This is a genomic window from Candidatus Manganitrophaceae bacterium, assembly GCA_012960925.1.
Lineage (GTDB): Bacteria > Nitrospirota > Nitrospiria > SBBL01 > JAADHI01 > DUAG01.
Map to the genome: position 1 here is coordinate 26161 of DUAG01000043.1, position 23277 is coordinate 49437.

Sequence of the window (23277 nt, forward strand, 5' to 3'; positions counted from 1 at the left end):
TTATGCCCTTTTTAGAACCCTGGATTCTTGGCTTCGTTGCCTCCAGGTCACGAGGAGAGAACTGGCAATGAACCAGGAAGAATAGGTTCCGACGACCACCCCGATCAGGACAGCGAGGGCAAAATCATGAATGACTTCCCCTCCGAAAAGGTAGAGCGCGGCAACCGCCAGAAAGGTTGTCACGCTGGTGATAAACGTCCGGGAAAGAACATCGTTAATCGTCTTATTGATCGTTTGTTCGAAAGATTCTTTTTTTCGGGCCTTGAGGTTCTCGCGGATTCGGTCAAAAATAACAACCGTATCATTGAGTGAATAACCTGCAATGGTCAAGAGGGCCGTCACCGTGAGGAGGGTGATCTCTTTATCCAAAAGGAAGAAAGTTCCCAATACGACGAGGACGTCATGAAAGGCCGCAATGGCCGCTGCAATGCCAAACTGAAATTGAAACCGGTATGCAATGAAAGAGACGATGCCGATGAGGGAAATTGCGATCGCCCAAAGGGCATCTCTCTGAAGCTTTTTCCCTATGGTGGGTCCGATCTCCGTGCTGCTTTCAATAATGAATGAATTTCCGGAAAAGGACTTTGAAATGATCGATTTTATCTGCCCTCTGATATTTTTCTGGACAATATCCTTTTTCTTGATTCGGATGATCAACTTGTTCTCCCGTGTGATTTCCTGGAGTTCGGTTCCCGGAAGCCCCCCGTCTCTCAGGGCCCTTCTCGCTTCATTAATCGAGATCGGCTGTTCAAATTTAAGCTGAACGGCGGCACCCCCGGCGAAATCGATCCCTAAATTCCCTTTGCCGCGTGAGATCTGCACCAGGGCGATCAGGCCAATGGATAGGAGGATGATGGACAAGAGATAGAAGCTCTGACGCTTCCCGAGAAAATTGATGTCTGTATTTTTAAAGAACTCTCGCATATGCTTATCCTAGGATTCCTTTCGTGATTAAATACTCAAATGTTCCAGGCGTTTTCGGCCATTGATGAGGTCGTACACCACCTTTGTGCCAACCAGAGAGGTAAAGAGATTAATCATCACCCCGAGAGAGAGTGTGACCGCAAAGCCCTTGATCGGACCGGTTCCAAACATAAAAAGAGCAAAGCCAGTAATGAGCGTTGTGACATTGGAATCAAAAATAGATGAAAAGGCTTTGCTGTACCCGGCATCAATTGCAAGACGAACGGGCCGCCCCGCACGCAATTCTTCCCGGATGCGTTCCAGAATCAAGACATTTGCATCTACAGCCAGGCCAGCGGTTAAAATAATCCCGGCAATGCCGGGTAAGGTCAAAGTTGCGTTCAATGCGGCCAAAGCGCCAAACAACAGAATCAAATTGAGGGCCATCGCAATATCGGCAAGCAAGCCGGAGAGCCGATAATAAACCACCATAAAAATAACCACCATCAAGGACCCAAACAGGCCCGCGATGAGCCCCTTCTGAATAGAGTCTTTTCCCAGGGACGGCCCGACCGTGACATTCTGGATGATCCTGACCGGGGCGGGCAGCGCGCCCGCCCGCAGGAAAATAGCGAGATCATTGGCCTCCTGTGTCGTAAAGGTCCCTGTGATCTGGGCCTGGCCCCCGCTGATCTTCTCCTGGATGCGCGGTGCCGATTTCACGGATTTGTCCAGAACAATGGCGAGACGTCTTCTCCTGTTTTCGTCGGTCACCTTCTCAAAGAGTTTGGAACCCAGCGGATCAAACGTGATGGATACGTAGGGGTCATTAAACTCCCCAAAGGAGACACGAGCATCGGTAAGAAGATCTCCCGCAAGGACCGCCTGTTTCTTGACAAGGTAGGGCGTTTTTGTAACATCGCCGGTATCTTTATCGACATTCCGTCCAAAAAGGATCTCGTCTTCCGGGTCAATTTTATCTTTAAATTCGTCGAAGAATTGTTCTGCCTCCTCCGGATTGAGCCGGGAGGGAAATTGATTCAGGAGAGCAGAGGTCTCATTGATGAGTTTAAACTCGAGTTGGGCCGTTTTTCCGATCAATTCAATGGCCCGTTCGGGTTCCTTGACCCCGGGAAGCTGGATCAGGATCTGGTTGGCCCCCTGTTGTTGAATCAGCGGCTCCGTGACCCCGAATTCGTCGATTCGATTCCGAATGGTCTCTAAGGCCTGGAGTGTCGCCATATCGAGGATTCTTTTCTCCTCTGATTTTCGGAAGGTCAGGACTTTTTCCCCACTTTCCTCCCGGCTGGTCACTAGGCTTGCATATTTGTCGTCCAGGAGTTCGGTGATCTTTTCATTGTCCCCGGAATCGAAGGAGAATGAGATTTCTCTTCCTTCCCGTTGAATAGAGGAAATCGTGATCTCTTCATCTTTCAGCGCATCTTTGAGCGATGCCATATTCCGTTCAATTGCATTTTCGACCGCCTTTTCCCCTTCGACTTCCAAAATAAGGTGCATTCCTCCCCGCAGATCAAGGCCGAGGGTTATTCCCTTGTCCGGGAAGATAGTTCCCCACCAATCGGGTAGAATGGAATAAAGCGGTGTTGAGGGGAGGAGAAACAGGACGGAGAGTATTATCGCTGTGAGGATAATGAGAAAGCGCCCCTTGACTTCTCGTTTCATTTTCCCTTTTCCCCTTTCTTTTCAGAACCGTCCGCCAGGGCTTCAATATTGGTTCGGACAACCTTGATGCGAACGCCATCCGCCACCTGAAGTGTGACCACCTTCGGGGTGAGGTTGGTGACCGTCCCGATAATCCCTCCTGATGTCGAGACGCGTTCTCCCTTTTTTAAGGCCTCGATCATCTCTTTTTGTTTCCTGGCGCGCTTTTGTTGGGGCATGACGAGCAGAAAATAAAAAAGGATGAAAATAAGAATAAAAGGGACAAACCCGAGAATCTGCGCAGGGCCGCTTCCCGACGATCCGCTGGCACTGCCTCCTGTTTGGGCCCATGCCGTTGCTTCAAGCCATTCCAAAATGTAACCTCCTCATGTAACGATTCAGCAACCCATCTAATCCTCCATAGCGACGCTCCTCGCGTCTTGCCTTGAAGGCTTATCTATTTATGCTGGATTGTTATCCTACGTTATCGATCCGCCTCCGTTGATTCAATACTATTCCTGGGTGGACTGACGCCTTTGGTAGAATTTACGACAGAAATCCTCCAGAGAATCTTTCTCGATCGCTTGGCGGAGCCCTTTTAACAACCCTAGATAATAATATAAATTGTGTAGGGAGTTCAAGCGGATTGCTAAAAGTTCTTTTGCCATGAAGAGATGGCGCAAATAGGCCCTCGAAAAATGGCGGCAGGTGTAACACCCGCAGTCCGGGTCAAGTGGCCGGTCATCCTCTTTGTACCGCGCGTTCTTGATGTGGATTTCGCCCCCATGGGTAAAGAGCGCTCCGGTCCTTGCGTGGCGGGTCGGGAGGACGCAGTCAAAGATATCGACGCCCCGCTGGACCCCCTCGACCAGATCCTCCGGCCTTCCGACGCCCATCAGGTATCTTGGCTTATGGTCCGGGATGATTGGGATGACCTTTTCCAGAACCTCCAGCATTTTTTCTTGCGGCTCCCCGACAGAGAGTCCACCGACGGCTAGGCCATCGAAGTCCATCTCAAGAAGACCCTCCACACCTTTTTCCCGGAGATCGTTATAGAATCCGCCCTGGATAATTCCATATAGAAATTGATCTTTACGAGAATGGGCTTCTTTGCAGCGTCCGGCCCAGCGAAGTGTTCTGTCGAGTGAGAGACGGGTCTTCTCGTAATCGGAAGGATAAGGAAGGCACTCATCAAAGGCCATGATAATGTCGGCGCCGATATTGGATTCGATCTCTATGGCTCTTTCAGGGGAGATGAAATGTCGTGAGCCATCGAGATGGGACTGAAAAGTAACTCCCTCCTCTGTCACACGTGCGAGGCCGGTCAGGCTGAAAATCTGGTAGCCGCCGCTGTCGGTTAGTATCGGTTTGTCCCAGGAGATAAAGGAGTGCAATCCCTTCCGTTTTTCAATAAAACCGTCCCCTGGTCTTAAATAGAGATGATAGGCGTTGCAGAGGATGACCTGAGCCCCGAGACCTGTGAGATCTTCAGGGCTCATCCCTTTCACCGTCCCGGCCGTTCCGACGGGCATAAAAGCCGGTGTCTCGATTTCACCGTGGTCTGTCCTGATGACCCCGCTGCGGGCGAAAGAGGTTTTTGACGAATGGACGATTTTAAAATGCCCCGCGTCTCTTGCAGAATATTCAGTTTTGATCCGGGTCGGTTTTGGTAAACCCCTCACATCTGCTCCGGAGCGGTGATGCCGAGCAGGTCGAGTCCATTTTGAAGGACGATCTTGATCGTGCGCATCAGGACCAGCCGGGCCTTCGTCAGGGCCGCGTCTTCCGTAATAACACGCTGCCCAAAATAAAACCGATGGAGCAATCCCGCCAGTTCCTGCAGATAGAAGGTAATCCGGTGGGGTTCCAGGGCCTCTGCTGCGGAGAGGACGAGGTCCGGGTAGCGCGCGGCCTGCCTGATCAGCGCCTGTTCTTCGGGCAGGGTGAGCGGGGACAGATCTTCCACGGTAATCCCGCGCACCGCATCTTCAACATCCCAGCCCCGGTCTTTTGCCACTCTTTCGATGCTGCAGAGGCGGGCATGGGCATATTGTACATAAAAAACAGGGTTTTCATTCGTGGCTTTCTTGGCCAGCTCCAGATCAAAATCGAGAGAGGTATCGGAACGACGCATCAAGAAAAAGAAACGGGTTGCGTCGACGCCGACCTCATCCATCACGTCTCTGAGCGTAACAAACTCACCTGACCGTTTGGACATCTTGATCTTCCGGCCATCCCGCAACAGATTCACCAACTGGTGGATCAGGATCTGGAGCCGGTCGGGGGCATATCCCATGGCCTCGACCACGGCCTTGATGCGTCCGATGTATCCATGATGGTCCGCCCCCCAGATATTAATCAGGCGATCGTATCCCCGCTCGAACTTTTCCCGATGATAGGCGATGTCTGAGGCAAAATAGGTCATCACACCGTTGCTCCGCCTCACGACGCGGTCCTTGTCGTCCCCGTAACGGCTTGTTTTTACCCAGAGGGCCCCCTCTTCCTCGAAGAGGACCTTTTTGGATCTTAAGAGCTCGAAGACCGCATCAATCTTTTTATCCCGATGAATCTCTGCCTCCGGTGTCCAGGAGTTGAAATGAACCCGGAAGGTATGCAGGTCTCGACGGATCCAAGCCAGGATTTTCTCATAGCTGTATCGGGTGAAGAAGGGAAGATGTGTTTCCGCAGGGCCGTACATGTAGCGGTCACTTTCTTCTTCCCTCACTGCCCTGGCAATATCGATGATGTACTCCCCCTTGTACCCCTCCTCAGGGAGATCGATCTCCTGTCCAAACAGCGCGCGGTAACGCAGGTAGGTGGATTCGCCCAAGAGGCGCATCTGTCCGCCGACGTCATTAATATAATATTCCCGGTCGACTTGGTATCCAACTGATTCTAGAAGCCGGGCAAGCGCGTCTCCAAGCGCCGCGGCCCGTCCGTGCGCGACGTGAAGCGGTCCGGTCGGATTGGCGCTGACAAATTCGATCTGAATCCGCTTTCCTGTTCCCTCCGACGCCCGGCCATAGTTTTTATCCTCTTGAAGGATATTGATGAGTTCCTGATGCCAGGACGCCTTGGTCATAAAGAAATTAATATATCCCGGTCCGGCGACCTCAATTTTTTCGATGGAAGGAAGTGGTGAACCGCCGTCCAGTCGATTCGCCACTTCAAACGCATTTCTCAGGGCCGGATCATTCAGTTGTTTTGCGAGTTGTGTCGCGATGTCTCTCGGGGGACGTCCTTCCGTTTTGGCCAGGAGCAGGGGGAGCGTCGTCGCGAAATCACCATGACCCACTTTTTTGGGGGCTTCGAGGGGAATTGTTAGACCGTTGGCGGCTTTCAGTGTTCCCGCTTCTTGTGCCACGCCGACAACGAATTCAATCCATTTGATTAACGCGGTTTTCATCGACCTCCGGGACGTCCTATAAATTTTGAGATAAATTCAGGTGATGAGCCCTGATCATATTTATGAGCCGAAATCCACTTCGTAATGAGTCAGGCCAATTTCTACTCAATTAAAAAACAAACAGCTAACTATATTCCATCTCCTTGAAAAGTCAACTATTTCGATAAAAAACATCAGTATAAAACAAAATGGTCCTTTCCGTCGCAATGAAGAATGAGTAAGTAAGGGGGACCTTGAGTTTAGACTTGAAAATAAAAGGGTTTTTATGGAATAATCCGTAAAAGTTTTGAAGGAGAATAGGAATGAGCGATCAGAAAAAGAAAGCTATCTTTAGCCTTGTCATCGTGGTGTGTCTCGGGGGAGGGGCCGGGTTCCTTTATCTTGGAAGACATTTTTTTTCTGGCCGTGCTGTGCCTTTCTGGACATTCTCGACCTACATCGTTGTGTTGACCATCATCATTATCTTTTTTGCCTATCGATTTATTTTTGTTCACCCCTATCAGGACGAAGAAGAATAGGATCGATGGTCTGTTCCTCTATTGTCCAAGAGGCCGTGGACTCCGGCAGGGTGGCGTGGATGATGGGGCGAACCACCTTGATCGTGACCGTCGCACGCGGGGGATTTGGGACAGGGGTATATCGCCGGGCCACTGCCCAGAGTGTAAGGTTTCCGACATACGATTTTGGGATCTGAATCGACCATACATAAGGGGGCGTCGAGTCCAGCTTTGGGGGCGAGATGCCTCTGGAGGCCATGAAGAGAATGCCAAACAAAGGAGCGTCTTCCCCCGGATCGACGCGAATCTCTAAACGCCTGCCCGCTTCCACGACCTCCCCGTTTGATGGGCTGATGAACTGAAAGGCCCAGGCAGTAGAAAGCCCAACCCTACCTGTCCCCGCGATGCAGACTACAACGAAGATCCAATATAGAAGAGTCCCGTTTAGCAAAGTCTGATGTGTTGTCCGCATGACTTCAACCGTATTATGAAGAGAAGGATCGCTATCTGGCTTTGTCCATGGTAGCACAGCCGCACAGATTAAACCGAGTTGAAGTCGTATCTTGTGGGTGGGTTGTAAGGGAGCTCTGAATAAGTCATGAATTATTTTTTCAGGGCAAAAATGTCCTGCTTCTGCGTTACAAATCTTGACAATAGCGGGCTATGGCTTCGCGAGAACCATCCTCTGCGATTTGCGCCTTGAATCAAAGCATTTTATCTCCTGAAAAACCCAACCCAGACTTAATCAGAGCTTCCTTAAGGAGTATTGGATGCGGCTCGGTCCAGCAGCGCGCGGACCTTGTTGGCGCGTTCCAGGGCCTGGTGTGGATCCGGATGGGCCAGGGTGACATGGCCCATTTTTCTTCCTGTTTTGATGCCCTGTTTGCGATAGTGGTAGAGCCGGGCTCCGGGGATCGACAGGAGGCGCTTGAGTTGTTCCGGGGATTCCGCTGCGCTCACTTCAGGCCCGAGGATATTCACCATGACGGCTGGCGAGAGGAGCTGAACCTCAAGAAGGGGCAGGCCGCAAAGGATACGTACCTGATGTTCAAACTGGGAGACAGTGGCAACATTCATGCTGTAATGCCCCGAATTATGCGGACGCGGGGCAATCTCGTTGATGAGCAGTTCTCCGTTTTCCATGAGAAAAAACTCAACACAGAATACGCCAACCCCTTCGAGGGCGGCAATGACTTCCGCCGCGAGGGAGACAGCTTTACGTGTGATGTCTGGGCCAACATCTGCGGGAATTTGGCAAAGCCTGAGAATGCCGTCTTCATGCCGGTTTTCGGTGACAGGATAGGCCTTTAAATTCCCTTCCTCATTTCGCGCGATGATGACGGAGAGCTCTTTGATAAGCGGTGCCCATTTTTCAATGATCCATCCTGCACCCCGGGGCTGAAGCGCCTCCCGAAGCGCGTGAATATCCTCCCGGTTCTTGAGCCGCCATTGCCCATGTCCGTCATAACCTGCTGTGGCCGTTTTGCAGATGGCGGGAAGAGTAAAATCGCTGAACACGCGATTCAACTCTCCTGGAGTTTCAAGCACCCGGAAAGGGGTCACGGGAAATTTATGTTCTACAAGAAAACGTTTCTCGAGAATTCTGTTCTGAAGGAGGCGGAGTATCCGGCTCCCCGGTCTTACCGGACAGGTTCTCTCCAGGGTTTCAACAAGGGACACCGGGACATTCTCCCATTCATAGGTAACCGCTTCGCTCTCTTTGAGAAAGGTCTGACATGCCCTGGACTCACCTTCAAAAGGTGCTGAGATAAAGGTGTCGGCCACGGCCCCCGCAGGGGCATCCGGATTCGGGTCCCAGACGGTGACGCGAAAACCGAGTTGCCGGGCGGCGAGGACAAAGAACATCCCCAGCTGTCCTCCGCCCAGGATGCCAAGCTTGCGAGGTTGGACAGCCATCATTACTGTCCCTTCAGAACAGTACGGGTCTGTTTTTTCCGAAATGCGATGAGTTTTTTACGAACAGGACGGTATTTCAGGGCGAGAATTTCTGCCGCCAGGAGGGCGGCATTCTCGGCCCCTCCGATCGCCACGGTTGCAACCGGGACCCCGCGAGGCATTTGGACAATGGAGAGGAGCGAATCAAGTCCACGAAGGTGTTCCGTCGGGATGGGAACGCCGATTACAGGCAGCAGGGTTTTGGCCGCAATCATCCCAGGAAGATGGGCGGCGCCTCCAGCACCGGCAATGATGACTTCCAGGCCCCTGCGATCCGCACTTTCGGCATATTCGAACATCTGATCAGGCGTCCGATGTGCCGAAACGACGCGCAACTCGTTGCCGATACCGAGAGAATCCAGGGCTGCAACCGCTTTTTCCAAGACAGGGAAATCGCTGGTGCTCCCGCCGATAATCCCGACCCGGATCTCTTTTTTTGTCGTCTTCCTCTGAGGTTGCTCTTTCGGCATATCCACACTGCTCCAGGAGGTTTTAAGGGCTCGATGGGTTTGAAGAGAATCTTCACCGGGGGCTATCGTAAATCAAAATGATGAAGATCGCAAGTCCAAGTGCAATTCGTGAGTCCTGATGGAATCTCTGATTGCACTGGAGAATCAAATCTGCTAGATTGTACCCCTCAATGGCGGCGTACCCAAGTGGCTAAGGGAGCAGTCTGCAAAACTGTCATTCAGCGGTTCGATTCCGCTCGCCGCCTCCAAAAATTGCCCATATCCTCTCCCAAAAAAGATGGGTTCCGACAAGAGTTTCCGTCCCCATCGGCTTTACTCGTTTTTCAATTTATGATATCTTTGTGCTATGTCGTCCCTGAAAATTTACCCAAAACAATTCCTGTTATTTCTTATGATGGGGCTCCTCATCTTTTTGTCTTTTTCTTTGTTCTCGGGTCTTAAAAAAAGGAATGTGACTGCTGTTTTTGAATCTGGCGGCGGAAAGGCAGATGTCAGAATCAGTCGCTTTTCTTTTGTTCAGACGCATAGGGGAAAGCCGGAGTGGGAGCTGCGGGCGGAGCATGCGGAAATGTTTCAAGAGGGGCAGAAGGCCATCCTGAGGAATGTTTCAGTGACCATTCAAACCCGGAATGGGTTGCCATTGGAGTTAGAAGGGGATGAGGGAATTATTGACACAGCGAAGAAAGACTTTACTCTTAGGCAAAAGACAGCGCTTATGAAGATTGTTTTAGGAAATGGCTATGTCATAAAGACCTCGGGCCTGAAATGGACCAATGGATCAAGAGCGCTTACAACAGATGGATTTGCCACCCTCTCAGGCCCTCATGTTGAAGTTGAAGGGTCAGGGTTGAGGTGGTTACTTGATAGGCAGGAACTTGTTGTATCTGGTGACGTTAAAGCGGTCCTTTTTTAAGAAGTGTCTCTTGCTTTCTCTCCCCTTACTTCTTCTGGTTCTGGGACGGATTGAGGTTCTGGCGGTGGAAGACGGGTTCGGGACCGCCGGGAGAAGGGATCCTGTCTCTATTACTGCGAGGAAGATGGTTGTACAGGGCCTGGAAAACAAGATCACCTTCGAAGGTGATGTTTTAATCAAGCGGGGGGATTTAAGGATTAAGGCGGATCTGGCAGAGGTTTTCTTAAGAGAAAAAGAGGCGGGGAGATCTTCGAAGCCCTCGTCATCCCTGTTTTTAGAGGGGGCTTCTCAGGGAGGGAAAGAGATTTCCGGTATTGTCGTTTCCGGAGAGGTGTACATAGAGCAAGGGGATCGACGGGCTAAGGCCGAAAAAGGTCATTATGATAAAGAGAGGGAAAGAATCACCTTGACGGGTCATCCCGAAGCGTGGGAGAAGGATTTTCACGTTAAGGGAGAAACGATCACTTTTTTACTGGCGGAGAACCGGACCCTGGTTTCGGAGAGTGAACTTGTCATTCGCTCTGAGTCGGGAGGCTTGGGTTTGAAACCAAAATGACCGTAGTCATTATTTCCACCTAATTGTGAAGCGGAATGTTAGAAGCACGCGGACTCGAAAAGAAGTATCAGGACCGGAAGGTTGTCGATCAGGTCAGTATCTCAGTCGGTCCGGGAGAGGTTGTGGGTTTGCTGGGGCCGAATGGGGCCGGAAAAACCACCACATTTTACATGATCGTCGGGCTGACCCCGCCGAGTCGCGGGGAGATTTTCCTGAACGGAGAGCGCATTACCGAGATGCCGATGTATCTCCGTGCGCGCTCGGGAGTGAGCTACCTTCCCCAGGAGCCGTCCATCTTCAGGAAGTTAAGCGTTGAAGAAAATATTCGGGTTGTCCTGGAATCCATGGGACTCAATTCATCGGAGTGTGATGAACGACTTCAGGAGCTTTTGGGGGAGCTTAATATTGCACACCTTGCAAAAAACAAGGCCTATACCCTTTCAGGTGGTGAGCGCCGGCGGCTTGAAATTACGCGTGCCCTGGTCCTTTCTCCCCAGTTTATCCTCTTGGACGAGCCCTTTGCGGGGATTGATCCAATTGTGATCATTGAGATTCAGAAGATCATTTTTCACCTGAAAAAGAAAGGGATCGGGGTCTTGATTACAGACCATAATGTTCAGGAGACGCTCGATATTACGGATCGTGCTTACATCATTCATAACGGAAAAATATTAATATCAGGAACGTCTCGGGAGATTGCCAACAGCCCGGAGGCAAAATCGCTTTATTTAGGGGATCGATTTAGCTGGCAAGAACAAAAAGCCGGCGCTATAGGAAGCCCTGATTAAGTCTGGCTTGAGTTTTCAGGAGATAAAATGTTTCGATTCAAGGCACAAATCGCAGAGAATAGCGTGCTATTTGGAAGAACCACGCCTCCGAGAGGCGAGGATTCTTCGACCCAAAAGGAAGAAGGACTCTTTAATCTTTATCGCTTGCTAACCCTGTGCGCTCGCTATGCGTGTTCAAGATTTGTAACGCAGACGCGGGACATTTTTGCCATGAAAAAAGAATTCATGACTTATTCAGAGCTTCCATTAATTTTTGAGAGGGTTTGACCGTGGCTTGGCCTGATGGTGGAGTGGGTCTGAGACTGGACATGAAGTTGGCGCAGAAGCTGGTGATGACGCCCCAGCTTCAGCAGGCCATTAAGCTGCTTCAGTTGTCGAGAATGGAGCTTGAGCAAACCATCCAGCAGGAAATAATGGAGAATCCCGTCCTGGAAGATATTGTCGGTAATACTGAAGACGCCGATTCTGCAGAATCGGAGGGAGAGGACGAAGCAAAAACAGATGATCGTCCAGAGGTCCCCGAGGTCAAGGAAGAGTTTGACCTGAAATGGGAGGAATATTATTTAGATGAAGGCCGTAGTGAGGGAGGGAGTACTTCAGGGGGCCTTCCTGAGGAAGGGCCTTCTCTTGAACAGACCCTTGCAAAATCAACCTCTCTTGTCGATCATCTCTTATGGCAACTGGGTTTCTCCGCCCTTTCTGTCAAAGAAAAAGAGATCGGCACGCTTCTCATCGGAGATATCGATGATAACGGTTACTTAAGGTCATCGCCTGAAGAGATTGCGGTTTCCTTCGAAAGTACCCCGAAATCTGTAGAGAAGGTCTTAAGGGTTGTTCAGGATTTTGACCCGGCCGGTGTTGGTGCAAGAGATTTACGGGAATGTCTTCTTATTCAGCTCCGGCAGCTCCGGCTTACCGGGACGCTTCCTGACGTTATTGTGACGGACTATCTGGGAGATATAGAGAAGAAACGCTACCCTCATATTGCCAAGGAATGTAATGTGCCTCTGCGGGAGGTGGTCGATGCGTGTAAGGTGATAGAAGGTCTGGAGCCAAAGCCGGGGCGCCCCTTTTATTCTGAAGAAAATCACTACATTGTTCCCGATATCCATGTTGTAAAACGAGATGGAAGATATGTTGTCGTGATGAATGATGATGGGCTGCCTAAATTGAAAATCAGTCCGTACTATCGGGCCTTGCTTCGATCCAAAGATCAGGTTGCGGAGACGACAAAGAGCTATCTGGAGGAAAAGTTTAAGTCTGCCCTCTGGCTGGTTCGCAGTATCGAGCAGCGGAATCGGACAATGCGACTTGTGGCAGAAAGTATTGTGAGATTTCAGGATGTTTTTTTAGAGAAGGGGGTTAATTTTTTAAAGCCCTTGATATTGAAACAGGTTGCTGATGATATCTCGATGCATGAGTCCACCGTCAGCCGTGTCACGACAAATAAATACATGTTCACCCCTCAGGGGCTCTACGAATTAAAGTTCTTTTTTAACGGTAGCTTGCCGCGTAGCGGTAATGGTTCTGACAGCCTTTCCTCGGTGGTGGTGCATGAGAAAATCAGAAAAATGGTGATGGAAGAAGATTCGGCGCATCCCCTGAAGGATCAGGACATTTTAAGATGTCTGGAGAAGGATGGGATAGAGATTGCAAGAAGAACAGTGACAAAGTATCGTGCGAGTTTGAAGATTCCCCCTGCAAGCCGTCGCAAAAAACTGTTCTAGGGAGTCTGTCTGAGAAATAGAGTTGTAATTTTGCCGACAGGCTCATAATCCAAGGGGAAAATGTGTATCAATCTTATGTCTAAGGAGGACCCATGGACGTATTGATTACCGGAAGACATTTAGAGGTGACGCCCGCGTTACGCAGTTATGTTGAAAATCGGGCCAAAAAAATTGAAAAATACACATCAAAGGCGACCCAAATTATCTTTACTCTCAAGGTGGAAAAGTATCGGCATCTTGCCGAGGTTCTGTTGAAGGTCAATGGTTCTATCCTCCAGTCTGAAGAAGAAACAGATGCCATGTATGCATCGGTGGACAAGGCGATGGCAAAAGTGGAAAGGCAGCTCAAGAAGCATAAAGAAAAACTTTGCAACCATCGGGTCCAGCAGGATAACTTTGTTGGAGAAGATTCCGCCGCTCGAAATGATTTCGGGGAAGACCAGGAAGATTAAGGTTCGATCGATGACTTTTGCTGAGGCCGGATTGCCGGCGGTCGTGCGGGGTACTGCATGACGGTGGAGAAGAAGAGCATTCGCCTCGTGGTGGTCAGCGGGTTGTCCGGGTCCGGTAAAAGTTCTGTCATTAAGTATCTGGAAGACCTCGACTTCTTTTGCATTGATAATCTTCCCCCTCAGTTCCTCCTGAAATTTATTGAGCTATGCAGGCAGTCCAGAGAGGGTATTGTCAAGGCCGCCGTCGGTGTTGATATACGCGGACGAGATTTTCTTTCAGATTTCTTAAAGGTCTTTGATGAACTGAGGGACGCCGGATATCAAGCCGAGCTTTTGTTTCTTGAGGCGAGAGATGAGGTATTGCTTCGCCGTTTTTCGGAAACGAGAAGACCCCATCCGCTTGCGGGAGAAGGGACTGCTCTCGATGGGATCAAGCTTGAGCGTGAAAAGCTGGGCGGGCTCAGGAAACGTGCGGATCGGATCCTGGAGACCTCGGACTATTATGTGCACCAACTGGAAGGCGTGCTGACTCAGACGTACTTTGGGGATCAGGCGGAACATCGAATGCGCTTATCCCTGATCTCTTTCGGATTTAAGTATGGAATCCCGAGCGACCTGGATCTCCTTTTTGATGTCCGATTTTTAAGCAATCCCCACTTTCAGGAGGCCTTAAAACCGCTTACGGGAGAAAACCCGCTTGTTCAAAAATATATCCTTGATCTTCCGGAGGCGAAGCTCTTCCTGAAAAAGCTGTATGACTTCCTTGACTTCCTCCTTCCTCTGTACAAGAAGGAGGGGAAAAGTTATTTGACCGTCGGGGTGGGCTGTACGGGAGGGAGGCATCGTTCTGTGGCGATGGTTCGTCTGTTGAGAGCGCATCTCCAGGAGACGGGACTCAAGGTCCATTGTCGCCATCGTGATATTGGACAAGCCCAGTGAAAGCCTTATGGAACCTCTGATATAAATCATGAATTATTTTTTCAGGGCTAAAATGCCCCGCTTCAGCGTTGTAAATCTTGAACACACATAGCGAGCGTACTGGGTTAGCGAGTGAATAACGATAAAAGGTCTTCCTGCCTTTCGGGTCGAAAAATTCGCCCCTTTGGGGCTGTGGTTATTCCAAACAGCCGGCTATTCTCTGCAATTTTCGCCTTGAATCGAAACATTTTTTCTCCTGAAAAACTTAACCCAGACTTAATCAGAGGTTCCTTATGAAAAGCTATGTGATTGCGATTTCAGGTGCGAGCGGCGCGGTGTACGGTGTCACGCTCTTAGACTTTCTTTTGAGGGCGAAGCACAAGGTCTACTTAACGCTGACGCATGAGGCAAGGCTGATTATCAAGGGTGAGATGGGGCTCGATTGGGGAGCGAATTTCCAGGAGACATCCAATATTCTGGATAAGAGATACGGAGATTATGACCTGGTCTGTTGTGATGAGCGGGACATGACGGCGCCCATTGCAAGTGGTTCTGTTCCGACAGAGGGGATGGTGGTCGCCCCCTGTTCGATGAAAGCCCTGGCGGCGATTGCCCATGGGATCTCTTCAACGCTTGTTGAGCGTGCGGCAGATGTGACTTTGAAGGAAAAACGCCCCCTGATCCTGATCCCGAGAGAGACACCCTTGAGCCGAATTCACCTGAAGAATATGCTCATATTGGCAGACATGGGGGCGACCCTGATGCCGGCGATGCCGGCTTTTTACCATCGCCCGAAGTCGATCGATGACATGGTGCAATTCGTTGTCGGTCGGGTCCTTGATGCCCTTAAGATAGAAAATCAGATGATTACACGTTGGTCCGGACAGTGAACCTCCTCCTCTTGAGACGAACGATATTAATATTGATCCCTCTCTTTCTTGCTCTTTCATGCCAGACTGTGCCGGAAGAACAAGCCCGCGCGGATTGGTCGGATGTGACGATCCAGGCGAGCGGCAATGGGCTGATCGAAGGAGAGTGGACGACATTAAAGAGAATTCGTGCGATCCAGCATGCCAAGATAGATGTCTATGCGAAGATAGAGTCTCAAATCATGAGCTTGCATACAGGCGTCGGAAAGCGTGTAAGGGATTGGGCTGAGAAAGACGAAAAAATACGCAAGAAAATTTCCGCATTTGTCAGAGGAGCAAAGATTGTCGGGCTTGAAAATGGGGAGAAAGGAATCAAGGTCGATGCCGAATTGTACCTAGGAGAAAGCTTTGAGGCGACGATCGGCCTCGCCATGAGAAAGCTGAGTCCCGCAGCTTCGCCAGGAACCAGGAAGCAAGCATTTTAGAAGCTATCTCAGCACACCCATTTTTGGCTTCGCGAGACCATCTCTCCCTGGTGGCGTTGCTGTGGTGTTCGAATCCTCACGTATAAACCATACCTTGCTGTTTGGTGCTCCTCGCACCTCGTCCTGAAGGCTTATCTCGGCATGCTGAATAGTTACGAAGTTGGGGTTACGCCCCTTCCAGCATTCTTCCACTAGAACAGACTGCCACAACATATAGTGCTCGCTCGGCAATCAGAATACCTTCACCGGAGTACTATAGAAAATGTCTTCTCTATCCTTGACAAAATATAAATACTAAGTATACTTACTATCATTAGATCCCTGAAAGGAGTAAGCATCATTTTGTGTCCTTTTTTTGTGATGGCTTTCTCCTTCATTTGGTCTGATTGGTGGTTATTGGGTAGGCCTTTTGTGTGGCTAGATCGTGCCCGCATGGACAATATCGGTAGAATGTAGAGAGTCTATCCCTTAACTTTGAGTGGAATCTTCCTGAATGGCACGCAAAGAAAAGATACAGTATAAGACAAAAGATATCTGCGATTTATTCGATATCTCGCGGGCGACCCTGTTCCGTTGGGAAGATGAAGGGCTTATTTCTGACGTGGGACGGGATTGGAGGAATTGGCGGCTCTACTCTGATCGGAATATTAAAGAAATAAAGAAAATCATCTCCGGCAGGTCTGGTCATACGAGTAAGGTCTAGTGCCTGTCATGGGCAGATGATTACTTCATTCGTCATCAAAGGTAAAGGGTGGGGTCGATGGGGTTCGGTTTTTCATTTTCTCGAAAAAAAGAGATTGTTGCACTCGACATTGGGTCGGGCGCGATCAAGTTGGTTCAACTCAAAAAACTGGCTCAGGGCTATCAACTCCAAAAGTTTGGTGTGAAGGCGCTTGATCCTGAATTGATTGTTGATGGGACCGTTATGGATTCGGGACAGGTTGTTGATGTGATCAAGGAACTTCTTGAGGAGCAATCGGTCCAGGCCAAGGATGTCGCCCTTTCTGTATCAGGCCATTCTGTGATCGTCAAAAAAATTAATGTCCCGATGATGACAGAGGAGGAGCTGGAAGAGTCGATTAAATGGGAAGCGGAGCAATATATCCCATTCGATATCAATGACGTCAATATAGACTTTCATATCCTGGGCGAGTCGGAATCGGAAGAAGCGAAGGACCAAATGGGAGTCCTCCTGGTTGCGGTGAAGCGAGAACGGCTGACGGAGTACACCACCCTGGTTACGGAGACGGACTTGAACCCTGTTATTGTTGATGTTGATGCCTTCACCTTGGAGAACATGTATGGCGTAAACTATGATTCGAGAGAGGACGAAATTGTTTCGCTGGTGAACATCGGTGCAAGCGTGATGAATATTACTATCTTGCGGGGGGGGACCTTTGCTTTTACACGCGATATCTCAATCGGAGGGAACCGCTACAGTGAGGCGATTCAGAGGGAATTCAATGTAAATTATGAACAGGCCGAACGCGCGAAGCGGGGCGAAGCGGTCGACGGAGTTGACCCGGATGCCCTCTTAAATATGATCAACGGTCTCAACGAGAAAATTTCGACAGAAGTCATGCGATCCTTTGAATATTATAAAACCACGTCGAGCAGTGAGACAATCGATCGGATTCTGGTGAGTGGGGGTAGCGCCAAACTTCCAAACCTCTTGGCCCACCTTGCTGAGAAACTTGGCGTCGAGGTTGAAATGGCAGATCCTTTCAAAAATATCGAGATCCCTGAGGACCTCTTTGACCGGAAATTTGTTCAGGAGATGGCGCCCATGTCTGCCGTAGGGGTCGGTTTGGCCCTACGGAGATTAGAGGGAAGTGGTTTATGATTGAGATTAATCTGCTCACGCCGCATCGCGCAAAGACGACCAAGCGGAAGGTAGAGATACAAGCGCAACTCATCGTCGTCATCGCTGTCTGTTTGGTTACCCTGTTGATTTGTGGGTTCTTCTGGGGAAAACTCAATGATAAGGTAAGTGTCCTCAATTCAGAAACCTCAGAGCTCTCTGCAGAATTGGTTCAGTTAAAAATGAAAGTGAAGGAAGTTAAAAACTATGAACGGAACAAGAAAGTGGTTCAGGAAAAGATTGAGATCATTGATCAACTCCGCAAGAATCAGTCTGTCCCGGTGCATCTGCTTGACGAAATCAGCAGGAGCCTGCCCGACCGTGCATGGATAACCAGCCTCAGTGAAAGTCGGGGGAGTATTGATTTGGATGGAAAGGCTGTCACCAATAACGATATTGTTGAATTCATTGATAATCTGAAGGAATCTTCTTTCTTTGGGGATGTCCAGATCCTGGAGTCCCGGAAGAGCATCGAAGGGAATATCCCAGTCTATTTTTTCCGACTGAAGGGTGTGATTCTTTCATGAGGGTTTCATCCCCATGAGTGAGGTCTTATGGATATTAATTCAGAAGCGTTAAAACATCTGACCAGTACACAGAAATTTGTTACGCTTGCCCTGATCGTTGTTATCCTTGTTGGGGGTTTTGTCTGGTTTGTTTTCATCCCGAAGAATAATGAGATTGCCAGGCTCGAAGAGGAAGTTTCCGAGCTAAACAACGCAATCAACATCCATCGTATCAAGGTTCGCAAGCTGGTATTGCTAAGAAGTGAAAATGAGGCGCTTCAGCTAAAGTTGGCTGGATTGAAGGAGCAATTACCTCCTGAGGCGGAGGTGGAGGTTCTCCTGCGGCAGATTTCTGAGTTGGGAGGGAGAACCGGGCTCGAATTTAAGCTGTGGCGACCCGCCGCGAAAGTAAGAGATCCTTCCGGGCTCTATGTCCGTATCCCTGTAAATGTTGAGGTTGCCGGAGGGTATCATTCTCTCGCTGTTTTTTTTGATAAGATTAGTCATCTTTCACGGATAGTCAATGTTTCCAATATCCGGATGACATCTCCTAAAGAAGACAAGGGTCGGATTATTATTCAGACCAGTTTCTCTGCAACGGCATTTGCTTCTGTAGAAGGAGGTTAGTTGAACACTTTTTTCAGAACGGGAATCATTTTGCTTTGCTTGCTATTACCCGCGTGTGACGGTACAGATGCCCCCCCGATCACAGAAGAAATTCCTCCCCTCCCGGCCCCGCAAGTTTCCCGGAGTGGAGAGCTGGTTGAAGCCGTGAGTCCGACCCCGGAAATAAAAGAGGAGGTCGTTACTTTTCGGTATAACCCCGAAGGAAGACGTGATCCGTTCCGGTCAATAGTGGCATCCTCCAGGAAGTCACAGAAGAAGATTCTAAGCCTCCCTCCGTTGCAACGCTTGTCCTTGTCTGAGTTGAAATTGATCGGGATTGTCTGGGGTGAATTCGGCTTCGGGGCAATCGTCCAGACGCCGGACGGTAAAGGATATACCCTGCGAAAGGGGACCCGAATTGGCATAAGTAGCGGTATCGTGCGACGGATTACGAAGGAAGAAGTCGTGATAAGAGAGACCGGTACCAATATATTTGGTGAAACTGAGACAAGCACCACTGTGATGAAACTTCATCTCCAAGAGGAGGGGCTAGAATGACCGGCCATGCGTTCCGATATGCAATCATTATACTATTTTCATCACTCGCCCTGTCCTGTGGTGTCAAAAATTTGCAGGTCAACGAGACATTCCAGACAGAGATCCAGCATATAGACATTTCTGAGGGAACCGGGGAGACCATCGTCATCCTAGAGGGTCAGGAACCCATGATCTACACCACCTTCAGGCTGCATAACCCTGATCGCCTGGTGATTGATATGGCGGAAGTCGGCCTTGGTCAATATCAGGATGAGATCGTGCTTGAAAAGGGGCCGATTCGCTCAATACGTCCTAAGGTTGGCGAGCGGAGCCGGGTTTCCCGTCTTGAATTCGAGTTGACCGGCGGCGCTGAAACAAATGTGAGGACAGAAGGGCTCAAGCTTATCGTCCAGGTGTCTCTTCCGGCGGGTGAAGTCGAAGAGGAAAGTGAAAGCGCAAAGGGTTTTGTTTTCTTTGATGAGGAACGGGCTCCCTCCTCTGAAAAATCTTCCGAAGAACGACCTGAGGAAGAGGTCCAGGATATCCTTTCTTTGCTCATAAAGGAAGAAGGTACGAGATTGGTGGAGGAAGCCCTGAGTCCCCCCGCGAAAACGGTGAGCGGAATACGTTTTGACGATCAGGAGGGCCTGGCGCTTGTTGTGACAGCAGACGGCCGCCTGGATCCTGAAATCTTTCTCCTGGGGCAAGATCGATTGGTCATAGATCTTGCCAATACCACAACAACGACGAAAGAAAGGCTTATTGCAGCAAGGGATCCTGCAGTGAAGCAGGTACGAATAGGGCAGCATCCGGATAAACTTCGTCTTGTCGTGGATCTCCTCTCTCCCATTCAATATTCCTGGCATCAGGGTGAAAAGAAGTTGCGTATTCAATTGGAGAGCCTCCATAAGGGGGATAAACAGCCTGTTCCGTTCTTCCCGCCGTCCCCTCCCCGGGAAGAAGCAAGTTCTTCCCCTTTGATCACTCCGGTTCAATCAAAGGAAGGCCTTGTTGCGCCAGCGAAGATGGTGGCTGCTTCACCTGCTGAAAAAGTTATCAAGAAACCTTCGAAGAAGGTCATTCTCAGGCCGGCCCCGGTTTCACCAAAACAAAAACAAGTGGTAAAAATGGTAAAGAAAGCGAAGGTGGAAAGAAGTTCTGAGGGCGCGGAGACATCAGCTAAGCCAAAATTCACCGGAAAGAAGATTTCTCTTGATTTTCAGGATGCTGATATTACGGATATGATTCGTCTCATAGCCGATGTGAGTAAAATGAACATCGTGATGGGGGATGACGTCAAAGGAAAGGTCACCTTGAAGCTGATCAATGTCCCATGGGATCAGGCGCTTGAAATTGTATTAAAGATGAATAACCTGGGCGAGATCCGGGAAGGAAATATCCTCAGAATCTCGACATTGGCAAACATTACGCGCCAGCAGGACGAAGAGGCTCGAGCGAAGGAGACGAAGGTCCGCGCGGAAGATCTGGTCACTAAAATATTCCGGATCAATTACGCCAAGGCAGATGAACTTCAGAACACGGTTTCAAAGCTGCTCTCCCCCAGGGGAGATATTACCGTCGACGATCGAACAAACGCCATTATCGTGAAGGATATTGAAAAGAATATCCGTGAGGTTGGGGGTCTGATCAGAAAACTCGATACCCAGACGCCTCAGGTCATGATTGAGGCCCGGATTGTTCAGATCAAACCGAATTTCAGGCGGGAATTGGGGATTCAGTGGGGCGCTGAAACAAGTGGGGTAAACAATAATAGCAGGTTTACCCTTTCCAATACCACTGGCGCTTTTAATGCCGGCATCTCTGACTTTGCTGTCAACGTGCCGGCAGGATTCAACCTGGGGGGAATTGGGTTTACTTTTGGACGGATCGGTGCGGGGAATCCGTTTAACCTTGATCTTAGGCTCTCGGCAGGGGAATCGCAGGGGCTGACCCGTATCATTTCGACACCCAAAATTGCTGTTCTGGACAACGAAGAGGCAAAGATCCAGCAGGGAGAGTCGATCCCGTTTCAAACCACTTCTGATCAGGGGACGCAGACACAATTTATTGACGCAAATTTGAGTTTAACCGTAACACCTCATATCTCTCCGGATGGCGGCATCGTCATGGATATCAAGATCTCAAAGAACGCCCCCGGGGATACGATCCCGGGTGCCGCTGGCCCGAGTATTCTGAAAAAAGAGGCGACAACGAAGATCCTGATTCAGGATGGCGAGACCGCCGTGATCGGCGGGATCTATGAGACGGACGAGGCGGAATCTATCAGCGGAATCCCTTATCTTATGGATATCCCTTTTCTGGGATGGCTTTTCAAGAGAACGGAGACGAGGGAAAATACCTCAGAGCTCCTCGTCTTTATTACCCCTACGATCATGAAGTAAGCGCAGGTCTCCTGGGCGAATCTCTGTTTAAAGTTGAGTATGAAAAATATTGTATTGCTCGGTTTTATGGGAACAGGAAAAAGCATTATTGGAAGGCGCCTGGCGGTGGAATTAGGCTATCGCTTTGCCGACACCGATCAGATCATTGAAGAGAGAGCACATAAAAGAATTGATAAAATATTTGCCGAAGAGGGAGAATCGTGGTTCAGGCAATTGGAGTTGGAGACCGTGCATGATGTCTCGGGGTGGAGCGGATATGTCATTTCTACGGGAGGGGGTGTCCCGCTTCAAGAGGAAAACCTCAAGGCTCTAAGCGGAAATGGGATTCTGGTTTCTCTGAAGGCACGACCCGAGGTGATCTTGAGAAGGGTTCGAAAAAGGCTGGGAAAACGCCCGCTGTTACGCGGTCCTCATCCACTCTCAAGGATTACCCGTCTCCTGACAGAAAGACAACCGTTTTACGATCGCGCGGCTTTTTCGATTGATACGTCTGATGTTGATGTTCAGGAAAGCGTTCGTCGGATTAAGATAAAGGTCTTGGAAAGGATGGGGGAGAACTCCTGATCTGACGGTGAAAGTAGAAAAGATATCACTTAAGTTAAGTCACAACAGTTATGACATCGTTATCGGTCCGGGAATCCTTCAAAATCTGGGGAAATATCTTCGGGATCTTTCGCTTGGGGAGAAAATCGCTGTCGTGACTCATCCCAGGGTAGACCGTCTTTATGGTGCCCAGGTTCGGAAAAGCCTGAAAGACGCAGGGTATTCCCCAGTGATGATATCGCTTCCTGATGGTGAGCGGTACAAAACGCTTGATCAGGTGGGCCGGGTATATGACAAACTTGTTGCACACCGGTTTGAACGGGATGCGACATTGGTTGCTTTGGGCGGCGGTGTGGTCGGGGATATGGCCGGATTCGTAGCGGCAACTTTTTTAAGAGGGATCTCTTACATTCAATGCCCAACCACGGTCGTGGCACAGGTTGATGCCAGTATCGGCGGAAAGACGGGTGTTGACCATCCTAAGGGTAAAAACCTGATAGGCGCCTTCTACCAACCCCGCCTGGTCTGCATTGATCCGACGGTCCTGACGACCCTTTCCAAACGAGAATATATTGCCGGTCTCGCCGAGGTCGTGAAATATGGTGTCATTTTTGATCCCGCCTTCATTGGATATCTTGAGCGTTATACTGCCCCGATCAAGGTGCTTGAGCCCGGAAAAATTCTTTACTGTATCAAAAAGTCAGCAGCAATCAAGGCAGAGATTGTTCAAGCGGACGAAAGAGAATCGAGTCTTCGTAAGATCTTAAATTACGGCCATACATTTGGACATGCTATTGAAACGATGACGGGCTACCGAAAGTATAAGCATGGCGAAGCGGTTTCCATTGGGATGGTCATGGCGTCCCGGCTTGCTTGCATGCTGGGGATCCTAAGCGAGATTGCGCTTGAACGTCAGGTCGCCCTACTCCGTTCATTTGGCCTTCCGACACGGATGCCTCGCCTCGATCCGGGCTGCTTGCTTTCCGTGATGGAACGGGACAAAAAGGTTGTGGATGGGGTGATCTTTTTTATCCTGCCCGAAAAAATAGGATCTGTCCGGATTATGCCCGTCGATCGTAAAGACCTGAAAGTTTTTCTCCGATCAGTTTTCTCGCGCTGACCCCCTCTCGATATCTTAATTTAAGACCCTGACAATTCCCAATCGACTCTGATAAGATGGTTTCCAACTGTCTCCCTGAATATTGTTTCATTTTATATTC

At 49.7% G+C, this 23277-nt stretch carries 25 protein-coding genes and 1 tRNA gene; 18 read left to right on the plus strand and 8 right to left on the minus strand.

What is annotated here, in order from left to right:
- The 5 genes from secF to EYQ01_06340 form a co-directional block, all read right to left on the minus strand.
- Nucleotides 1-924 (minus strand): protein translocase subunit SecF, encoded by a 924-nt coding sequence (gene secF / locus EYQ01_06320; protein HIE65411.1) that lies wholly within the window; start codon nt 922-924, stop codon nt 1-3.
- Nucleotides 925-951: 27 nt separating this feature from the next.
- Entirely contained in the window at nt 952-2586 is a 1635-nt protein-coding gene (gene secD / locus EYQ01_06325; GenBank protein ID HIE65412.1) for a protein translocase subunit SecD, read from the minus strand.
- Nucleotides 2583-2939 carry a preprotein translocase subunit YajC gene (yajC, locus tag EYQ01_06330; protein ID HIE65413.1) on the minus strand — a complete coding sequence of 119 codons (357 nt, stop codon included), beginning with the start codon at nt 2937-2939 and terminating at the stop codon, nt 2583-2585. The genes secD and yajC overlap by 4 nt, the downstream gene beginning before the upstream one ends.
- A 138-nt stretch (nt 2940-3077) precedes the next feature.
- Nucleotides 3078-4220: a tRNA guanosine(34) transglycosylase Tgt gene (gene tgt, locus EYQ01_06335; GenBank protein HIE65414.1), complete on the minus strand. Its 1143-nt coding sequence runs from the start codon at nt 4218-4220 to the stop codon at nt 3078-3080.
- A 23-nt stretch (nt 4221-4243) separates the two neighbouring features.
- Nucleotides 4244-5971 carry an arginine--tRNA ligase gene (locus EYQ01_06340; GenBank protein ID HIE65415.1) on the minus strand — a complete coding sequence of 576 codons (1728 nt, stop codon included), beginning with the start codon at nt 5969-5971 and terminating at the stop codon, nt 4244-4246.
- A gap of 302 nt (nt 5972-6273) precedes the next feature.
- Here EYQ01_06340 and EYQ01_06345 point away from each other — a divergent pair, with 302 nt between their 5' ends.
- Complete coding sequence (locus EYQ01_06345) at nt 6274-6489, plus strand: hypothetical protein (protein ID HIE65416.1); 216 nt, start codon at nt 6274-6276, stop codon at nt 6487-6489.
- Here the strand turns inward: EYQ01_06345 and EYQ01_06350 are convergent.
- The 3 genes from EYQ01_06350 to purE all read right to left on the minus strand — a co-directional run bounded on the left by EYQ01_06350 (nt 6452) and on the right by purE (nt 8894).
- Nucleotides 6452-6940: a hypothetical protein gene (locus EYQ01_06350; protein ID HIE65417.1), complete on the minus strand. Its 489-nt coding sequence runs from the start codon at nt 6938-6940 to the stop codon at nt 6452-6454. The genes EYQ01_06345 and EYQ01_06350 overlap by 38 nt on opposite strands.
- Before the next feature lie 284 nt (nt 6941-7224).
- Entirely contained in the window at nt 7225-8388 is a 1164-nt protein-coding gene (locus EYQ01_06355; protein ID HIE65418.1) for a 5-(carboxyamino)imidazole ribonucleotide synthase, read from the minus strand.
- Nucleotides 8388-8894, minus strand: coding sequence for a 5-(carboxyamino)imidazole ribonucleotide mutase (gene purE, locus EYQ01_06360; protein HIE65419.1), 507 nt, complete (start codon nt 8892-8894; stop codon nt 8388-8390). Before purE ends, EYQ01_06355 begins: the two co-directional genes overlap by 1 nt.
- Nucleotides 8895-9066: 172 nt before the next feature.
- Here purE and EYQ01_06365 point away from each other — a divergent pair.
- The 17 genes from EYQ01_06365 to EYQ01_06445 all read left to right on the plus strand — a co-directional run bounded on the left by EYQ01_06365 (nt 9067) and on the right by EYQ01_06445 (nt 23177).
- A tRNA-Cys gene (locus tag EYQ01_06365) sits at nt 9067-9142 on the plus strand.
- A 98-nt stretch (nt 9143-9240) separates the two neighbouring features.
- Nucleotides 9241-9807, plus strand: coding sequence for an LPS export ABC transporter periplasmic protein LptC (gene lptC / locus EYQ01_06370; protein ID HIE65420.1), 567 nt, complete (start codon nt 9241-9243; stop codon nt 9805-9807).
- Nucleotides 9782-10363, plus strand: a complete 582-nt coding sequence (locus EYQ01_06375) for a hypothetical protein (protein HIE65421.1) — start codon at nt 9782-9784, stop codon at nt 10361-10363. Before lptC ends, EYQ01_06375 begins: the two co-directional genes overlap by 26 nt.
- 35 nt (nt 10364-10398) lie before the next feature.
- Complete coding sequence (lptB, locus tag EYQ01_06380; GenBank protein ID HIE65422.1) at nt 10399-11151, plus strand: LPS export ABC transporter ATP-binding protein; 753 nt, start codon at nt 10399-10401, stop codon at nt 11149-11151.
- Nucleotides 11152-11459: 308 nt separating this feature from the next.
- The gene (gene rpoN, locus EYQ01_06385) at nt 11460-12878 is read left to right on the plus strand and encodes an RNA polymerase factor sigma-54 (GenBank protein HIE65423.1); all 1419 of its coding nucleotides are present in this window, start codon (nt 11460-11462) and stop codon (nt 12876-12878) included.
- A gap of 92 nt (nt 12879-12970) precedes the next feature.
- Nucleotides 12971-13330, plus strand: coding sequence for a ribosome-associated translation inhibitor RaiA (gene raiA / locus EYQ01_06390; protein HIE65424.1), 360 nt, complete (start codon nt 12971-12973; stop codon nt 13328-13330).
- A 78-nt stretch (nt 13331-13408) separates the two neighbouring features.
- Nucleotides 13409-14269 carry an RNase adapter RapZ gene (gene rapZ / locus EYQ01_06395; GenBank protein ID HIE65425.1) on the plus strand — a complete coding sequence of 287 codons (861 nt, stop codon included), beginning with the start codon at nt 13409-13411 and terminating at the stop codon, nt 14267-14269.
- A 272-nt stretch (nt 14270-14541) separates the two neighbouring features.
- Nucleotides 14542-15138 (plus strand): UbiX family flavin prenyltransferase, encoded by a 597-nt coding sequence (locus tag EYQ01_06400; protein ID HIE65426.1) that lies wholly within the window; start codon nt 14542-14544, stop codon nt 15136-15138.
- Nucleotides 15123-15602: a hypothetical protein gene (locus tag EYQ01_06405; GenBank protein HIE65427.1), complete on the plus strand. Its 480-nt coding sequence runs from the start codon at nt 15123-15125 to the stop codon at nt 15600-15602. Before EYQ01_06400 ends, EYQ01_06405 begins: the two co-directional genes overlap by 16 nt.
- 493 nt (nt 15603-16095) lie before the next feature.
- Nucleotides 16096-16305 (plus strand): MerR family transcriptional regulator, encoded by a 210-nt coding sequence (locus tag EYQ01_06410; GenBank protein HIE65428.1) that lies wholly within the window; start codon nt 16096-16098, stop codon nt 16303-16305.
- A 57-nt stretch (nt 16306-16362) separates the two neighbouring features.
- Nucleotides 16363-17445, plus strand: a complete 1083-nt coding sequence (gene pilM / locus EYQ01_06415) for a type IV pilus assembly protein PilM (protein ID HIE65429.1) — start codon at nt 16363-16365, stop codon at nt 17443-17445.
- Nucleotides 17442-17990, plus strand: coding sequence for a hypothetical protein (locus tag EYQ01_06420; GenBank protein ID HIE65430.1), 549 nt, complete (start codon nt 17442-17444; stop codon nt 17988-17990). Before pilM ends, EYQ01_06420 begins: the two co-directional genes overlap by 4 nt.
- 27 nt (nt 17991-18017) lie before the next feature.
- Nucleotides 18018-18596, plus strand: coding sequence for a hypothetical protein (locus EYQ01_06425; GenBank protein ID HIE65431.1), 579 nt, complete (start codon nt 18018-18020; stop codon nt 18594-18596).
- Nucleotides 18597-19133 carry a hypothetical protein gene (locus EYQ01_06430; GenBank protein ID HIE65432.1) on the plus strand — a complete coding sequence of 179 codons (537 nt, stop codon included), beginning with the start codon at nt 18597-18599 and terminating at the stop codon, nt 19131-19133. It abuts the gene before it with no gap.
- Nucleotides 19130-21514, plus strand: a complete 2385-nt coding sequence (locus tag EYQ01_06435; protein ID HIE65433.1) for a type IV pilus secretin family protein — start codon at nt 19130-19132, stop codon at nt 21512-21514. Before EYQ01_06430 ends, EYQ01_06435 begins: the two co-directional genes overlap by 4 nt.
- A 39-nt stretch (nt 21515-21553) precedes the next feature.
- Nucleotides 21554-22078, plus strand: coding sequence for a shikimate kinase (locus EYQ01_06440; protein HIE65434.1), 525 nt, complete (start codon nt 21554-21556; stop codon nt 22076-22078).
- Nucleotides 22079-22085: 7 nt separating this feature from the next.
- The gene (locus EYQ01_06445) at nt 22086-23177 is read left to right on the plus strand and encodes a 3-dehydroquinate synthase (protein HIE65435.1); all 1092 of its coding nucleotides are present in this window, start codon (nt 22086-22088) and stop codon (nt 23175-23177) included.
- Nucleotides 23178-23277 lie beyond the last annotated feature (100 nt).

Excerpts from the sequence above, each read along its gene's own strand:
- secF (HIE65411.1), bottom strand. The coding sequence starts at position 924 with ATGCGAGAGTTCTTTAAAAATACAGACATCAATTTTCTCGGGAAGCGT.
- EYQ01_06340 (HIE65415.1), bottom strand. The coding sequence starts at position 5,971 with ATGAAAACCGCGTTAATCAAATGGATTGAATTCGTTGTCGGCGTGGCA.
- EYQ01_06410 (HIE65428.1), top strand. The coding sequence starts at position 16,096 with ATGGCACGCAAAGAAAAGATACAGTATAAGACAAAAGATATCTGCGAT.
- lptC (HIE65420.1), top strand. The coding sequence starts at position 9,241 with ATGTCGTCCCTGAAAATTTACCCAAAACAATTCCTGTTATTTCTTATG.
- raiA (HIE65424.1), top strand. The coding sequence starts at position 12,971 with ATGGACGTATTGATTACCGGAAGACATTTAGAGGTGACGCCCGCGTTA.
- EYQ01_06435 (HIE65433.1), top strand. The coding sequence starts at position 19,130 with ATGACCGGCCATGCGTTCCGATATGCAATCATTATACTATTTTCATCA.
- secD (HIE65412.1), bottom strand. The coding sequence starts at position 2,586 with ATGAAACGAGAAGTCAAGGGGCGCTTTCTCATTATCCTCACAGCGATA.
- EYQ01_06440 (HIE65434.1), top strand. The coding sequence starts at position 21,554 with ATGAAAAATATTGTATTGCTCGGTTTTATGGGAACAGGAAAAAGCATT.
- EYQ01_06350 (HIE65417.1), bottom strand. The coding sequence starts at position 6,940 with ATGCGGACAACACATCAGACTTTGCTAAACGGGACTCTTCTATATTGG.
- EYQ01_06420 (HIE65430.1), top strand. The coding sequence starts at position 17,442 with ATGATTGAGATTAATCTGCTCACGCCGCATCGCGCAAAGACGACCAAG.
- pilM (HIE65429.1), top strand. The coding sequence starts at position 16,363 with ATGGGGTTCGGTTTTTCATTTTCTCGAAAAAAAGAGATTGTTGCACTC.
- rpoN (HIE65423.1), top strand. The coding sequence starts at position 11,460 with ATGAAGTTGGCGCAGAAGCTGGTGATGACGCCCCAGCTTCAGCAGGCC.
- EYQ01_06355 (HIE65418.1), bottom strand. The coding sequence starts at position 8,388 with ATGATGGCTGTCCAACCTCGCAAGCTTGGCATCCTGGGCGGAGGACAG.
- EYQ01_06345 (HIE65416.1), top strand. The coding sequence starts at position 6,274 with ATGAGCGATCAGAAAAAGAAAGCTATCTTTAGCCTTGTCATCGTGGTG.
- purE (HIE65419.1), bottom strand. The coding sequence starts at position 8,894 with ATGCCGAAAGAGCAACCTCAGAGGAAGACGACAAAAAAAGAGATCCGG.
- EYQ01_06400 (HIE65426.1), top strand. The coding sequence starts at position 14,542 with ATGAAAAGCTATGTGATTGCGATTTCAGGTGCGAGCGGCGCGGTGTAC.
- lptB (HIE65422.1), top strand. The coding sequence starts at position 10,399 with ATGTTAGAAGCACGCGGACTCGAAAAGAAGTATCAGGACCGGAAGGTT.
- EYQ01_06425 (HIE65431.1), top strand. The coding sequence starts at position 18,018 with ATGGATATTAATTCAGAAGCGTTAAAACATCTGACCAGTACACAGAAA.